Annotated in this window: 12 protein-coding genes and 1 tRNA gene; 9 read left to right on the plus strand and 4 right to left on the minus strand. The window is 71.6% G+C overall.

Annotation, left to right across the window (positions count from 1 at the left end; translation table 11 throughout):
* Positions 1-22 precede the first annotated feature (22 nt).
* Positions 23-96, minus strand: a tRNA-Leu gene (locus tag Q0195_RS08515).
* A gap of 89 nt (positions 97-185) precedes the next feature.
* Between Q0195_RS08515 and Q0195_RS08520 the strand changes: the two genes are divergently transcribed.
* Complete coding sequence (locus Q0195_RS08520; protein ID WP_299277104.1) at positions 186-806, plus strand: response regulator; 621 nt, start codon at positions 186-188, stop codon at positions 804-806.
* A gap of 15 nt (positions 807-821) precedes the next feature.
* Here the strand turns inward: Q0195_RS08520 and Q0195_RS08525 are convergent, their stop codons facing one another.
* On the minus strand, positions 822-1,238 hold the full coding sequence (locus Q0195_RS08525; protein ID WP_299277075.1) for a PaaI family thioesterase: 417 nt from the start codon (positions 1,236-1,238) through the stop codon (positions 822-824).
* Positions 1,239-1,333: 95 nt separating this feature from the next.
* Between Q0195_RS08525 and polA the strand changes: the two genes are divergently transcribed.
* On the plus strand, positions 1,334-4,009 hold the full coding sequence (polA, locus tag Q0195_RS08530; protein ID WP_299277078.1) for a DNA polymerase I: 2,676 nt from the start codon (positions 1,334-1,336) through the stop codon (positions 4,007-4,009).
* Positions 4,010-4,013: 4 nt separating this feature from the next.
* Here polA and Q0195_RS08535 read toward each other — a convergent pair whose 3' ends face one another.
* Positions 4,014-4,808 (minus strand): class I SAM-dependent methyltransferase, encoded by a 795-nt coding sequence (locus tag Q0195_RS08535; RefSeq protein ID WP_299277081.1) that lies wholly within the window; start codon positions 4,806-4,808, stop codon positions 4,014-4,016.
* Positions 4,809-4,907: 99 nt separating this feature from the next.
* On the opposite strand from Q0195_RS08535, the gene Q0195_RS08540 reads away from it, so the two are divergent.
* The 5 genes from Q0195_RS08540 (at position 4,908) to coaE (ending at position 9,766) form a co-directional block, all read left to right on the plus strand.
* Entirely contained in the window at positions 4,908-5,933 is a 1,026-nt protein-coding gene (locus Q0195_RS08540) for an ATP-dependent 6-phosphofructokinase (RefSeq protein ID WP_299277083.1), read from the plus strand.
* Between the two features lie 195 nt (positions 5,934-6,128).
* Positions 6,129-7,595, plus strand: coding sequence for a 30S ribosomal protein S1 (gene rpsA / locus Q0195_RS08545; protein WP_299277086.1), 1,467 nt, complete (start codon positions 6,129-6,131; stop codon positions 7,593-7,595).
* A gap of 110 nt (positions 7,596-7,705) precedes the next feature.
* Positions 7,706-8,536: a siderophore-interacting protein gene (locus Q0195_RS08550; RefSeq protein ID WP_299277089.1), complete on the plus strand. Its 831-nt coding sequence runs from the start codon at positions 7,706-7,708 to the stop codon at positions 8,534-8,536.
* Positions 8,533-9,147: a pyroglutamyl-peptidase I gene (locus Q0195_RS08555; protein WP_299277092.1), complete on the plus strand. Its 615-nt coding sequence runs from the start codon at positions 8,533-8,535 to the stop codon at positions 9,145-9,147. Before Q0195_RS08550 ends, Q0195_RS08555 begins: the two co-directional genes overlap by 4 nt.
* 10 nt (positions 9,148-9,157) lie before the next feature.
* A complete protein-coding gene (gene coaE / locus Q0195_RS08560) occupies positions 9,158-9,766 on the plus strand; it encodes a dephospho-CoA kinase (protein WP_299277095.1) in 609 nt (202 codons plus the stop codon).
* On the opposite strand, the gene ftsH is transcribed toward coaE, so the two are convergent.
* On the minus strand, positions 9,763-11,808 hold the full coding sequence (gene ftsH / locus Q0195_RS08565; protein WP_299277098.1) for an ATP-dependent zinc metalloprotease FtsH: 2,046 nt from the start codon (positions 11,806-11,808) through the stop codon (positions 9,763-9,765). The two genes, coaE and ftsH, sit on opposite strands and share 4 nt — an antisense overlap.
* A gap of 135 nt (positions 11,809-11,943) precedes the next feature.
* Here ftsH and uvrB point away from each other — a divergent pair, with 135 nt between their 5' ends.
* Positions 11,944-14,037 (plus strand): excinuclease ABC subunit UvrB, encoded by a 2,094-nt coding sequence (gene uvrB, locus Q0195_RS08570; RefSeq protein WP_299277100.1) that lies wholly within the window; start codon positions 11,944-11,946, stop codon positions 14,035-14,037.
* A gap of 225 nt (positions 14,038-14,262) precedes the next feature.
* The coding region (locus tag Q0195_RS08575) for a TerC family protein (RefSeq protein WP_299277102.1) at positions 14,263-15,139 on the plus strand (877 nt) is incomplete at its 3' end.

Here is a 15,139-nt window from a genome sequence, read left to right on the forward strand (position 1 = left end):
GGGCGGAAACGGGCAGAAACGGTGCCCCGAGTGGGATTCGAACCCACACTGGATCGGGTTTGAGCCGATTGCCTCTGCCGGTTGGGCTATCGGGGCCGTCGAGCGGCCGCCGCCGCCCACCGAGTAGGCTAGCCGTCGTGAGTGAGAACAACGAAGCCGCGACCGAGGCCGCCACAGCGGACGACATCGTCCTCCCCGTGCGCGAGGACGTGCCCAAGGCACCCGCCGGTGACGCTCGCCGCGTCGTCGTCGCCGAGGACGAGACCCTCATCCGTCTCGACATCGTCGAGACGCTGAAGGAGGCCGGCTACGACGTCGTGGGCGAGGCACCCGACGGCGAGACCGCCGTCCGTCTCGTCGGCGAGCTCGAGCCCGACGTCGTCGTCATGGACGTCAAGATGCCGGGCATGGACGGGCTCACGGCGGCGGAGAAGATCATGGAGGACCGCACCTGCGCGGTCGTCATGCTCACCGCCTTCTCCCAGACCGAGCTCGTCGAGCGGGCCCGCGACGCCGGCGCGATGGCCTACGTGGTCAAGCCGTTCACCACGGCCGACCTGCTGCCCGCGCTGGAGATCGCCATCTCGCGCTTCCAGGAGATCAGCTCCCTGGAGTCGGAGATCGCCGACCTCAACGAGCGGTTCGAGACCCGGAAGCGGGTGGACCGCGCCAAGGGGCTGCTCATGACCAAGATGGGGCTCACCGAGCCCGAGGCCTTCCGCTGGATCCAGAAGACCTCGATGGACCGTCGCCTCACCATGCGTGAGGTGGCCGACGCGGTCATCGACCAGGTCGGCGGCAAGTAGCAGGTCGGCGGCCGCCTACGGGCGGTCGACGACCATGCAGGTGAGACGGGCGGTGCACACGCGCCGCCCGTCGTCGTCTGTGATGGCCACCTCGTAGGTGGCGAGCCGGCGGCCGCGGTGCAGGGGCGTCGCCTCGGCTGTCACCCAGCCCGAGGCCACCGCCCGGTGGTGGGTGGCGTTGAGGTCCACCCCGACGGCGCCGCGTCCCTCGCCCGCGTGCAGCGACGCCGCCACCGACGCCACCGTCTCCGCCAGCGCTGCCGACGCCCCGCCGTGCAGCACGCCCACCACCTGGGTGTTGCCCTCGACCGGCATCCGGGCGACCACCCGCTCCGGGCTCGCGCTGAGGAACTCGATGCCGAGCCGCTCGGTGAGGGTGCCGAGCCGGCCCACCGTGGCCTGGAGGTGGAAGAGCAGGTCGCGGTCGGTCATGGCCCCAGCCTGCCACGAGCCGTCCACACCCCCCGGGGCGGCACACTGGAGGCACGGTGGAGCGCGGCGTCGGCGGTGGCCCCTAGGGTTGGGGCGTGAGCACGAGCACCGACCGTCCCCGCCTCCTCGTCATCGACGGCCACTCCATGGCCTACCGGGCCTTCTACGCCCTGCCGGTGGAGAACTTCTCCACCACCACGGGTCAGCCGACGAACGCCGTCTTCGGCTTCACGTCGATGCTCATCAACCTGCTGGCCGGGGAGGAACCCACGCACGTGGCGGTCGCGTTCGACGCCGGACGCACCACCTTCCGCACCGAGCAGTACAGCGAGTACAAGGCCACCCGGGACAAGACCCCCGAACCGTTCCGCGGGCAGGTCGACCTCATCGTCGAGATCCTCGACGCGATGGGCATCCCGTCGCTCACCAAGGACGGCTACGAGGCCGACGACATCATCGCCACCCTCGCCACCCGGGCCGCTGCCGACGGCATGGAGGTGCTCATCTGCTCCGGCGACCGTGACACCTTCCAGCTCGTCAGCGACGACGTCACCGTGCTCTACCCGGTGCGGGGCGTCTCCTCCCTGTCCCGGATGACCCCCGACGCGGTGCGCGAGAAGTACGGCGTGGCGCCGGAGCGCTACCCCGACATCGCCGCCCTGGTCGGCGAGACCAGCGACAACCTGCCCGGCGTGCCCGGCGTGGGGCCCAAGACGGCCGCCAAGTGGGTCGAGACCTACGACGGGCTCGACGGCGTGATCGCCCACGCCGAGCAGATCAAGGGCAAGGCCGGACAGTCGCTGCGCGACCACCTCGAGCAGGTGACGCTCAACCGGAAGATCAACCAGCTGCTCACCGACGTCGAGCTGCCCGTCAAGGTCGACGACCTCCACCGCCGCCCCTTCGACCGCGAGGCGGTGCACTCCGTCTTCGACGCGCTGGAGTTCGCCGTGCTGCGCGAGCGGCTCTTCGCCAGCCTCCCGGCCGAGGCCCCCGCCGAGCCGCAGCCGGTGGACCTCGACGTCACCGCGCTCGGTCCGGGTGAGCTCGCCGGGTGGCTGGAGCCGCGCCGCGCGAGGCTCCTCGGTCTCGACGTCACCGGGCAGGCCGCCCAGGGCACCGGGGACGCCTGGGCGCTGGCCATCGCCGACGACGCCGGCACCGCCGTCTGGCTGGACCTCACCGACATCACCCCCGAGGACGAGGCCGTGCTGGCCGCCTGGCTCGCCGACCCGGACGCCCCCAAGGCGCTGCACGACGCGAAGGACGCCGTGCACGCGCTGGCCGGCCGCGGCCTGGAGCTCGCCGGGATCGCCTTCGACACCGCGATCGCCGCCTACCTGTGCCGACCCGACCAGCGCCGGTACGACCTGTCCGACCTGTCGGTGCGCCACCTGCGGCGTGAGCTGGAGGCGGAGGAGGACTCCGCCGGCCAGGGCATGCTCGTGCTCGACGAGGGCAGCGCCGGGCGGCAGGCGGGCGTCCGCGCCGCCGCCGTGCGGGACCTGGCCACCGTGCTCCAGGGCGAGCTGGAGGACCGCGGCGCCGGCCACCTCCTCGCCGACCTCGAGCTGCCCGTGCTCGGTGTGCTCGCCCGGATGGAGCGTGCCGGCATCGCGGCCGACCTGGAGTACCTGGGCGAGCTGGAGCGGCGCTTCGGCGCGGCCGTGGACGACGCCGCGTCCCGCGCCTACGAGGTCATCGGCCACGAGGTCAACCTCTCCTCCCCGAAGCAGCTCCAGGAGGTGCTCTTCGGTGAGCTCGACATGCCGAAGACCAAGCGCACGAAGACCGGCTACACCACCGACGCCGACGCCCTGGCCGACCTCTACGCCAAGACCGAGCACCCCTTCCTCGCGCACCTGCTCGCGCACCGCGACGCGATCCGGCTGCGGCAGACGGTCGAGGGCCTGCTGCGCTCGGTGGCGCCGGACGGGCGCATCCACACGACCTTCCACCAGACCATCGCGGCCACCGGCCGGCTGAGCTCCACCGACCCCAACCTGCAGAACATCCCGGTGCGCACCGAGGAGGGGCAGCGCATCCGCCGCGGCTTCGTCGTCGGGGAGGGGTACGCCACCCTGATGACCGCCGACTACTCCCAGATCGAGATGCGGATCATGGCGCACCTGTCCGGGGACCCGGGGCTCATCGAGGCCTTCCGCAGCGGGGAGGACCTCCACTCCTACGTCGCCTCACGCGTCTTCGAGGTGCCCACCGACGCGGTCACCGGGGCGATGCGCGCCAAGATCAAGGCGATGAGCTACGGGCTGGCCTACGGGCTGTCCGCCTTCGGCCTGTCCCGGCAGCTGCGCATCGAGGTCGGCGAGGCCCGTGCCCTCATGGAGGACTACTTCGAGCGGTTCGGCGGGGTGCGCGACTACCTGTCCGGCGTCGTGGAGGAGGCCCGCCGCACCGGGTACACCCAGACCATCATGGGTCGGCGCCGCTACCTGCCCGACCTCACCAGCGACAACCGGCAGCGGCGCGACATGGCCGAGCGCATGGCGCTCAACGCCCCGATCCAGGGCAGCGCGGCCGACATCATCAAGGTGGCGATGGTGGGGGTCGACCGCGCGCTGGGGGAGGCCGGCCTGGCCTCCCGGCTGCTGCTCCAGGTGCACGACGAGCTCGTGCTCGAGGTGGCGCCCGGCGAGGAGGAGACGGTCGAGGCGCTGGTGCGCGAGCAGATGGCCGGGGCCGCCGAGCTCCAGGTGCCGCTCGACGTCTCGGTCGGGCGCGGCCGCTCGTGGCACGAGGCGGCGCACTGAGCGCTCACCCGGGCCGGTGGGTGACGAAGATCGCCGTCCCCGGCACGTAGCGCCCGCGCAGCGGCCCCCACCCGCCCCACACCTGTTCGTTGCCGTCCTGCCACTCCGGCTCGACGACGTCGTCCACCACGAGACCGGCCGCCGTCACCTCCCGGACGTGGTCGCCCAGCGTGCGGTGGTACTCGGCGTAGCGCGGTGCACCGGCATCGTCGGTCTCGACGTACGGGGTGCGGTCGAAGTACGAGCGCAGCACCCGCATCCCGCGCGGTGTCGGGTCGTCCGGGAACATCCACCGCACCGGGTGGACGACGGCGAACACCCACCGGCCACCCGGCCGGAGCACGCGCGCCACCTCCCGGTGGACGCGCTCGGCGTCGGGGACGAAGGCGATCGCCCCGAAGGACGTGAAGGCGACGTCCACGCCGGCGTCCGCCACCGGCAGGGCGCGGGCGTCCGCGACGACCGCCGGCACCCGCCGGCCGGTGCGCCGGTCCAGCTCCGCGGACTGCGCGACCATCCCCGGTGCCACGTCGGTGGCGAGCACCCGCGCCCCCCGGCCCACCAGCCAGCGGGAGCACTGCCCGGCGCCCGCCCCGACCTCGAGCACCCGCCGCCCCGCGACCTCCCCGAGCAGCCCGGCCTCCTCCTCGCGCAGCCCCTCCGGGCACCAGCGGAAGTCGGCGTCACCGAGGAAGGCGCCGTGCTCGTCGAGGTACTCCTCGGCGTTCGCGCTCCACCACTGCCCGTTCGCCCGGGCCGCGGCCGCGGCGTCGACCTCCCAGAACCCAGCTCGTCCCATACCCCCATCGTGCCCCGACCGGGACGTGGGTCACGCCGGTGCCCGCGGAGCGGCCGTTAGGCTGGACGAGGCCCTGACCCCGGACGCGAAGGAGACGCTGTGCGAATCGGTCTGCTCACCGGCGGTGGAGACTGTCCCGGCCTCAACGCCGCCATCCGGGCAGTGGTGAAGCACGGTCTGGGCGAGTACGGCTACACCGTCATCGGCTTCCGCAACGGGTGGAAGGGTGTCGCCGAGGGGGACGTGCAGCAGCTCACCCGCAGCGACATCCGCGGGGTCCTCGACACCGGTGGCACCCTGCTGGGCACGGCGCGCTACCACCCGCACACCGTTCAGGGCGGCCTGGAGGCGGTCCACGCCACGCTGGAGGCGGAGCGGATCGACGGCCTGATCTGCATCGGCGGTGACGGCACCCTCCACGCGGCGAGCAAGGTCGCGCAGTCCGGTGTGCCGATCGTCGCCATCCCCAAGACGATCGACAACGACGTCGCCGGCACCGACCGCTCCATCGGCTTCGACACGGCCGTGCACATCGCCACCGAGGCGATCGACCGGATCCACACCACTGCGGAGAGCCACAACCGGGTCATGGTCGTCGAGCTCATGGGCCGGGAGGCCGGGTGGATCGCCGTCCAGGCCGGGATCGCCGGGGGAGCGGAGGTCGTCCTCACCCCCGAGGCCCCGTTCGACATCGACGAGGTCACCCGGCGCCTCAAGCACCGGCACCGGGCCCACGCCTCGTTCTCCATCGTCGTCGTCGCCGAGGGCGCCGTGCCCGCCGAGGGCACCGCGATGGAGTGGGAGACGAAGTACGGCAGCTACGGCGAGATCGTCTCCGGCGCCGTGAGCGAGGCGGTGGCCGCGGAGATCCGGCGCCGCACCGGGTTCGACACCCGCGTCACCGTGCTCGGCCACGTCCAGCGCGGCGGCACCCCGCTGCCCTCCGACCGCATCCTCGGCTCCCGCTTCGGGGTCGCCGCCGTCGACGCCCTTGCGCAGGGCCGTACGGACGTCATGACCGCGCTGCGCGGTGAGGAGGTCGTCCTCGTCCCGCTCGAGGAGGTCGCCGGCAAGGCCAAGCGGGTCCCGCCCGAGCTCATCCGGGTGGCCAACACCCTGGCGTGACCGACGTCGCCCGCGTCCGGTCCGGGCGTTCTTGTCCCGCGTCCGGCGGGACAGTAGACTCACCCGCGGTGACGTGTGCTCGCGGCTGGCGACACCTTGGTGGACGAACAGTTCCGCTGAGCGTGTGGTGGTCGCGGTAGGCGCCCCAATTCCATATCCGCACTATTCCCTGTCCGCATCGGAGTCCGTAACTCTATGACCATCACCACGCCCGCTCAGCCGAGCGCCCCGCAGGTCGCTGTCAACGACATCGGCTCGGCCGAGGAGCTCCTCGCCGCTATCGACGAGACCATCAAGTACTTCAACGATGGGGACATCGTCGAGGGCACCGTCGTCAAGGTCGACCGGGACGAGGTTCTCCTCGACATCGGCTACAAGACCGAGGGCGTCATCCTTTCCCGCGAGCTGTCGATCAAGCACGACGTCGACCCCGACGAGGTCGTCGCCGTCGGTGACAAGATCGAGGCCCTCGTCCTCCAGAAGGAGGACAAGGAGGGCCGGCTGCTGCTGTCCAAGAAGCGCGCCCAGTACGAGCGGGCCTGGGGCACGATCGAGAAGATCAAGGAGGAGGACGGCGTCGTCACCGGCACCGTCATCGAGGTCGTCAAGGGCGGCCTCATCCTCGACATCGGCCTGCGCGGCTTCCTGCCGGCCTCGCTCGTCGAGATGCGCCGCGTCCGCGACCTCCAGCCCTACGTGGGCCGTGAGCTCGAGGCGAAGATCATCGAGCTCGACAAGAACCGCAACAACGTCGTGCTCTCCCGCCGCGCCTGGCTCGAGCAGACCCAGTCCGAGGTGCGCTCCACCTTCCTGCAGACCCTGCAGAAGGGTCAGGTCCGCCAGGGCGTCGTCTCCTCGATCGTCAACTTCGGTGCGTTCGTCGACCTCGGCGGCGTGGACGGTCTCGTCCACGTCTCGGAGCTGTCCTGGAAGCACATCGACCACCCGAGCGAGATCGTCGAGGTCGGCCAGGAGGTCACCGTCGAGGTGCTCGACGTCGACATGGACCGCGAGCGCGTCTCGCTGTCGCTGAAGGCCACCCAGGAGGACCCGTGGCAGGCCTTCGCCCGCACCCACGCCATCGGGCAGGTCGTGCCGGGCAAGGTCACCAAGCTCGTCCCCTTCGGCGCCTTCGTGCGTGTCGAGGACGGCATCGAGGGCCTGGTCCACATCTCCGAACTGGCCGTGCGCCACGTCGAGGTGCCCGAGCAGGTCGCGAAGGTCGGTGACGAGGTCTTCGTCAAGGTCATCGACATCGACCTCGACCGTCGCCGCATCTCGCTGTCCCTCAAGCAGGCCAACGAGGGCGTCGACCCCAACAGCGACGACTTCGACCCGTCGCTCTACGGCATGGCCGCGGAGTACGACGAGCACGGCAACTACAAGTACCCGGAGGGCTTCGACCCCGAGACCAACGAGTGGCTCGAGGGCTACGAGGCGCAGCGGGAGGCCTGGGAGGCGCAGTACGCCGAGGCCCACGCCCGCTGGGAGGCCCACAAGCGCCAGGTCGCGGCTGCGATCGAGGCCGACATCGAGGCCGCCGGCGGCGGCGCGCCGTCCGGTGGGGCCACCACCTACACCTCGGCCCCGGCCGAGGCGACCGGCACCCTCGCCTCGGACGAGGCGCTGGCCGCGCTCCGCGAGAAGCTGACCGGCAACTGACCGGCACACGCTGAACAGGAGGCCCACCACCCGCCACGGGTGGTGGGCCTCCGTCGTTGCTGTGACGGGCCTCATCCCGCCGCCGTGGCCCTGCGGGTTATGGTCGCAGGATGAGCACCGCCTCCTCCCCGAGCATCCGCCAGGAGCGGGTCCGTCACCTCTTCACATCGCGTGAGATGACCGTGACCGCATGGCGCGACATCACCCCCCGTATCCGTCGCCTCACCCTCGCCGGCCCGATGGAGGGGTTCACCAGCCTCGGTCCCGGTGACCACGTCAAGGTCTTCTTCCCCGACCCGGACACCGGGGTGCTCAACGCGCCCCGGGTCGTCGACGGCCGGCTCGAGCGCCCCGAGGGACAGGTCATCGCCCGTGACTACACGCCGCTGGTGAACGAGGCCGGGCAGCTCGAGCTCGACGTCGTGATCCACGGCGACTCCGGCCCCGCCTCCGCCTGGGCCGCGGGTGTCACCGAGGGCGCGCGTATCGTCGTCGCCGGACCGCGGGGCTCCAAGCTCCCGCCGGAGGGCGCCGACTGGTACGTCCTCGCGGGTGACGAGACCGCGCTGCCCGCCATCTCGCGCTGGCTGCGGGTCCTGCCGGCCGACGCCGACGTCACCGTGCTCGCCGAGGTGCAGGACGCCGCCGACGAGGCCTACCTGGCCGAGCTCGGCAGCCCGCACCGGGTCACCTACCTGCACCGCGGCACCGCCGAGCCGGGGACCACCACGCTCATCGCCGACGCGGTGCGTGCCCTGCCCCGTCGTGACGGCGCCGGGTTCTGGTGGCTCGCGGGCGAGGCCCAGTCCCTCGTCCCGGCACGCCGCTACCTGCGCCGTGAGCTCGGCCTGGACGCGGCCGCCGTCGACTGCAGCGGCTACTGGAAGCGAGGCATCGCCGAGCACGACCACCACGCCCCGGTGGACCCGACCGACCCGTGACCACCGTCCTCGTCACCGGGTTCGGTCCCTTCGGCGAGCACCCGGAGAACCCCGCGGGCCGGGCGGTCACGGCACTGGCCGGCCGGTGGACCCCGCCCGGCGGCGTCGAGCTCGTCACCGCCGTGCTCCCCGTCTCCTTCGCCCGGGCCACCGCCGAGGTGGCCGAGCTCGTGGCGCGCCACCGTCCCGGCGTCGTGCTCGGCGTCGGGCTGGCCGCAGGGCGGCAACGTCTCGGGCTCGAGCGCGTCGCGGTCAACCTCGTCGACGCCCGCATCCCCGACGTCGACGGTGCCCAGCCGGTCGACGTCCCGGTGCTCCCCGGACGGCCCACCGCGCTCCTGGCAACCCTCCCGGTGAAGGCCGCGCGCGCTGCGCTCGAGGCCGCCGGACTGCCGGCGGAGCTCTCCCTCTCCGCCGGCAGCTACGTGTGCAACGCCGTCATGTACACCGCCCTGGCCCACGCCGACGACACAGTCCCCACCGGGTTCGTCCACGTCCCGCCGGCCGACGTGCTCCCCGTCGCGGATGTCACCCGGGCGCTGGGCGTCGTCCTGGACACGGTGCTCGCCACCCCGGCCGACGTCGCCGTGCCGGGCGGCACGGAGCACTAGGCTCACCGGCGTGCTGCGTATCGGGCTCACCGGCGGGATCGGTGCCGGGAAGTCGACCGTCGCGCGCGAGCTCGAGCGGCTCGGCGCGGTGGTCATCGACGCCGACGCCCTCGCGCGCGAGGTCGTCGCCCCGGGGACCGCCGGGCTGCGGGCCGTGGCCGCGGAGTTCGGTGACGGCGTGCTCACCCCGGACGGCACGCTCGACCGGGCCGCGCTCAGCCGAGTGGTGTTCGCCGACCCCCACGCCCGGGCACGCCTGGAGGCGATCACCCACCCGCTCATCGCCGTCGAGACCGCCCGCCGCCTCACCGACCTGCCGGAGGACGCCGTCGTCGTCCACGACGTCCCGCTCATCGTGGAGAAGGGCCTGGCCGGCGACTACGACCTCGTCGTCGTCGTGGGGGCGGACGAGGAGGTCCGGCTCGACCGGCTGGTGCGCGACCGCGGGATGAGCCGCCAGGACGCGCTCGCCCGCATCCGGGCGCAGGCTACCGACGAGGAGCGCCGGGCGGTCGCCGACGTGTGGCTGGACAACTCCGGGACACCGGAGGAGCTGCTCGCCCAGGTGCGGGAGCTGTGGCGGGAGCGGCTCGCCCCGGCCGCCGGGCGGACCTCCTAGCCGTCTGCGGCGGACGGCTGTCGAGCGCCGGCATCCTGCCCGTCGCCGGTCTCCTCGTGCCCCGGCGACCCGGGCCGTGCCCCCACGAGCAGCGGGGGAGCGGGGGCCTGGGTGATCCCGGCGGCGGCGTAGGCCTGCTGCTCGTCGAGCGTCTCGTGCTCGAGCAGGGCGGCGACGATCCGGTCGAGCGCCTCCCTGTTCTCACGGAGCAGCCGCCGCGCCTCGTCGTAGCACTCCAGGATGAGGGCGCGCACCTCCTCGTCCACTGTGGCGAGGAGCTGGTCGGAGGCACCGGTGTGCCGGGGGTCGCCCTCGGGCGGGTACACCTGGAGCGGTCCGACCGTGGGGGACATGCCCCAGCGGCCGACCATCTGCCGGGCGATCCCGGTGACGGTCTGCAGGTCGGACTCCGCGCCGGTGGTGATGACACCGAAGATCTCCTGCTCCGCGGCCATCCCTCCCAGTGCCCCGATGATCCGCCCCTTGAGGTAGGCGGCGTCGTAGCCGTACCGGTCGGTCTCCGGGGTGGAGAGGGTGACGCCCAGGGCACGGCCGCGCGGGATGATCGAGATCTTGCGCACGGGGTCGGCACCCGGCTGGAGCATGCCGAGCAGGGCGTGGCCGGCCTCGTGGTAGGCGGTGCGGATCCGCTCCTCCTCCGGCATGACGACGGCCCGCTCGCTGCCGAGCTGCACCTTCTCCAGGGAGATGGCGAAGTCACGGGCGGTGATGGCGTCGGCGTTCCGCTCGGCGGCGAGGATCGCGGCCTCGTTGGCGAGGTTCGCCAGGTCGGCACCGGTCATCCCGGGGGTCGCCTTGGCGATCTGCTCCAGGTCGACGTCGGGGGCGAGCGGCTTGCCGCGGGTGTGGACGCCGAGGATCTGCACGCGGCCGACCTGGTCGGGCGGCGTCACGGTGATCTTCCGGTCGAAGCGGCCGGCCCGGGTGAGCGCCGGGTCGAGCACGTCCGCCCGGTTCGTCGCCGCGATGACGACGACGCCCTCGGTCCCGGTGAAGCCGTCCATCTCGGTGAGGATCTGGTTGAGCGTCTGCTCCTGCTCGGAGTTGGTCCCCACCGAGCGGGTGCCGGAGCGGGCGCGACCGATCGTGTCGATCTCGTCGATGAAGATGATCGACGGTGCCACCTTCCGGGCCTCCTCGAAGAGCTGGCGCACCCGCTGGGCGCCCACACCCACGATCATCTCGATGAACTCGGCGGCGCTGGCGGAGAAGAACGGCACGCCGGCCTCACCGGCGGTGGCACGGGCGATGAGGGTCTTGCCGGTGCCGGGTGGGCCCTCGAGGAGGAGACCCTTGGGCAGCTTGGCGCCCAGCCGGGTGTAGCGCTCGGGCTCCCGGAGGAAGGAGACCACCTGGGTGAGCTCGGCCTTCACCTCGTCGATACCGGCGACGTCGTCGAAGTTGACCCGCACCGACTCCGGGGCGACGGGCTTGACCTTCTTCCCGCCCCCGAGCAGCCCGCCGCCGAGCCCCTCGCCGCGCATCATCTTCGCCTGCCGGCGGAAGATCCAGACCCAGAACAGGATGATGACGGCGAGCGGGAGGAGCGAGATGAGGAGGTTGGCGAAGGTGCCGCGCTCCTCGACGATCGGGGTCGCCTGGACGACGGCGCCGTTCTTCTCCAGGTCGGCGAGGAGGTCGTCCTGGGCGAAGGTGGGCCGCTCCGTCTCGAACTCCTGGTAGGTGCCCGCGCCGTCGGGCACGGGTGCCGACTCGCTCAGGACACCCTCGATCGAGTCGCCGCGGGTGTAGACGCGCTCGACGTTCCCCTGCTCCACCTGCTCACGGAACTCGGTGTAGGAGATCGTCGTCAGCCGGGCGGAGGAGACGTCCTGGAAGGTGGTGAGACCGAAGAGCAGGAACCAGCCCAGCACCACCCACAGGACGATGCGTCCCCACCGGGGACCGTCCGGCTGCTCCGTCCGGTCGGGCAGCCCCTCGGTCCGCCACGGTGGCGGCGGTGGCTGCTCCTCGGACCTGCGGCGGGACTGCCCCTTGGGGGGTCGGCTCGACTCGCTCATCACTCGGCTCCCGGTTCGACTTCATCTGTCAACCTACGCCGAACCGGTGGTGGCCCGCCCGGGCGTCGTGTCCGCCCGTCGCGAAGTCAGGGGCCCGCCCCGCACGATGTCACCGGTGCGACGTACCGTTGTGCCATGCGTCCCGTCACCGATCTCCAGCGGTCCGTCGCTCCGATCGAGGTGGTCTCCGACTACACCCCCTCCGGTGACCAGCCCGCCGCCATCGCCGAGCTCGCCGCGCGGATCCAGGCGGGGGAGAAGGACGTCGTGCTCCTGGGGGCCACGGGTACCGGCAAGTCGGCGACCACGGCCTGGCTCATCGAGAAGGTGCAGCGGCCCACGCTCGTCATGGCGCCGAACAAGACCCTCGCCGCGCAGCTGGCCACCGAGTTCCGCGAGCTGCTGCCGAACAACGCGGTGGAGTACTTCGTCTCGTACTACGACTACTACCAGCCCGAGGCGTACGTGCCCAGCACGGACACCTTCATCGAGAAGGACTCCTCGATCAACGACGAGGTCGAGCGGCTGCGCCACTCGGCCACCAACAGCCTGCTCACCCGGCGCGACGTCGTCGTCGTGGCCTCCGTGTCGTGCATCTACGGTCTGGGGACCCCGCAGGAGTACGTCGACCGGATGGTCCAGCTCAGGGTCGGTGACGTCGTCGACCGCGACGACCTGCTGCGCCAGTTCGTCCAGATGCAGTACACCCGCAACGACCTTGCCTTCACCCGCGGCACCTTCCGGGTGCGCGGTGACACGGTGGAGATCATCCCGGTGTACGAGGAGCTCGCCATCCGGATCGAGATGTTCGGTGACGAGATCGAGGCGCTGTACACCCTGCACCCGCTCACCGGCGACGTCATCCGGCGGGAGGAGGCCGTCCACCTCTTCCCCGCGAGCCACTACGTCGCCGGCCCCGAGCGCATGGAGCGGGCCATCGCCTCGATCGAGGGGGAGCTGGCGGAGCGGCTCGCCGAGCTGGAGTCCCAGGGCAAGCTGCTCGAGGCGCAGCGGTTGCGCATGCGCACCACCTACGACATCGAGATGATGCGCCAGATCGGCACGTGCTCCGGCATCGAGAACTACTCCCGGCACATCGACGGCCGTGGCCCGGGCAGCCCGCCGAACACGCTGCTCGACTACTTCCCGGAGGACTTCCTCCTCGTCATCGACGAGTCCCACGTCACCGTGCCGCAGATCGGGGCGATGTACGAGGGCGACATGTCGCGCAAGCGCACCCTCGTCGAGCACGGCTTCCGGCTGCCCAGTGCAATGGACAACCGGCCGCTGCGGTGGGAGGAGTTCCTCGAGCGGATCGGGCAGACGGTCTACCTCTCGGCCACGCCCGGGCCCTACGAGCTGTCCCAGTCCGACGGCGTGGTGGAGCAGATCATCCGTCCCACCGGGCTCGTCGACCCGAGGGTCGTCGTCAAGCAGACCGAGGGGCAGATCGACGACCTCCTCCACGAGATCCGGCTGCGCGTCGAGCGCGACGAGCGGGTGCTCGTCACGACGTTGACGAAGAAGATGGCCGAGGACCTCACCGACTATCTGCTCGAGCGCGGGGTCAAGGTGCAGTACCTCCACTCCGAGGTGGACACGCTGCGCCGGGTCGAGCTGCTGCGCGAGCTGCGCACCGGCACCACCGACGTCCTCGTCGGCATCAACCTGCTCCGTGAGGGCCTGGACCTGCCCGAGGTGTCCCTCGTCGCCATCCTCGACGCCGACAAGCAGGGTTTCCTCCGCTCGGCCACCTCGCTCATCCAGACCATCGGCCGCGCCGCCCGGAACGTCTCGGGCGAGGTGCACATGTACGCCGACGAGGTCACCGAGGCGATGGCGGCGGCGATCGAGGAGACCAACCGCCGGCGCGAGAAGCAGCTGGCCTACAACCGCGAGCACGGCATCGACCCCACGCCGCTGCGCAAGCGCATCGCCGACGTCACCGACATGCTCGCCCGGGAGGCGGTCGACACCGCCGAGCTCCTCGAGGGCGGCTACCGCGGCGCCGGGAAGGGACCGGGGACCAAGGAGCGCAAGGTCACCGGCACCGCGCTGCGGGAGCGGCTCGGCACCGCCGCCGCCAGCGACCTCGCCGACCTCATCCACCAGCTCAACGACCAGATGCTGGCCGCCGCCGAGGAGCTGCAGTTCGAGCTGGCGGCCCGGCTGCGCGACGAGATCGCCGACCTGAAGAAGGAGCTGCGGCAGATGCAGGCGGCCCAGTAGGCGGCTGCCGGGCGGGCGTGACGCAGGACTCACGGCGCCCATGCGTGCCGGCGGGTCCGATATGTCGTAGGGTGCTCCGCGGAGGGGAGTACTCCCCAACGGTGGTGTCGTCAGTACGGCGGGTCAGTGCCCGCTCGGTGCCACCGGCGCCCGAGGTGCGGGGGTAGCTGCCGCGCCGGGCGCGGAGGAGACCTCCGGTACTTCGACCTACGTACCGGAGGCACAGTGGAAGTCCACGCGCTCGGCTGGATCGTCCTCATCGGGATCATCGTGGCGATGATCACCGTCGACATCGTCGGCCACGTCCGCACCCCGCACGCGCCGACGATGAGGGAGGCGGCGTGGTGGTCGGTCGCCTACGTCGCCATGGCCCTCGTCTTCGGCGTCATCGTGCTGTGGGTGTGGGGGCCCGGCTACGGGCTGGAGTACTTCTCCGGCTACGTCACCGAGAAGAGCCTGTCCGTCGACAACCTCTTCGTCTTCGTCATCATCATCGCGGCGTTCCGGGTACCACGGAACTACCAACAGGAGGTCCTCCTCGCGGGGATCGTCATCGCCATCGTGCTCCGCGGTGTCTTCATCGCGCTGGGTGCCGCCGCCATCGAGAACTTCTCCTGGGTGTTCTACCTCTTCGGTGCCTTCCTCATCTGGACCGCGATCTCCCAGGCCCGGCAGGGCCTGGAGACAGCGGGCGACGACGAGGAGTACCACGAGACCGGCTTCGTGCGGCTGGTGCGCCGCTTCTTCCCGGTGACCGACAGCTACGTCGGCGGCAAGCTCGTGGCGAAGCAGGACGGCAAGCGGATGATCACGCCGATGCTCCTCGCGATCCTCGCCATCGGCAGCGCGGACATCCTCTTCGCCGTCGACTCCATCCCGGCGATCTTCGGGCTCACCCAGGAGCCGTACCTCGTCTTCGCGGCCAACGCCTTCTCCCTCCTGGGGCTGCGCCAGCTGTACTTCCTCATCGACGGCCTGCTCGCCAAGCTCGTCTACCTCCACTACGGGCTGGCGGCGATCCTCGGCTTCATCGGCATCAAGCTCGTCATCCACGCGCTGCACACCAACGAGCTGCCGTTCATCAACGGCGGCGAGGAGTGGC

It is taken from the genome of uncultured Georgenia sp. (assembly GCF_937958535.1).
In the GTDB taxonomy this organism is placed as follows: Bacteria; Actinomycetota; Actinomycetes; order Actinomycetales; family Actinomycetaceae; genus Oceanitalea.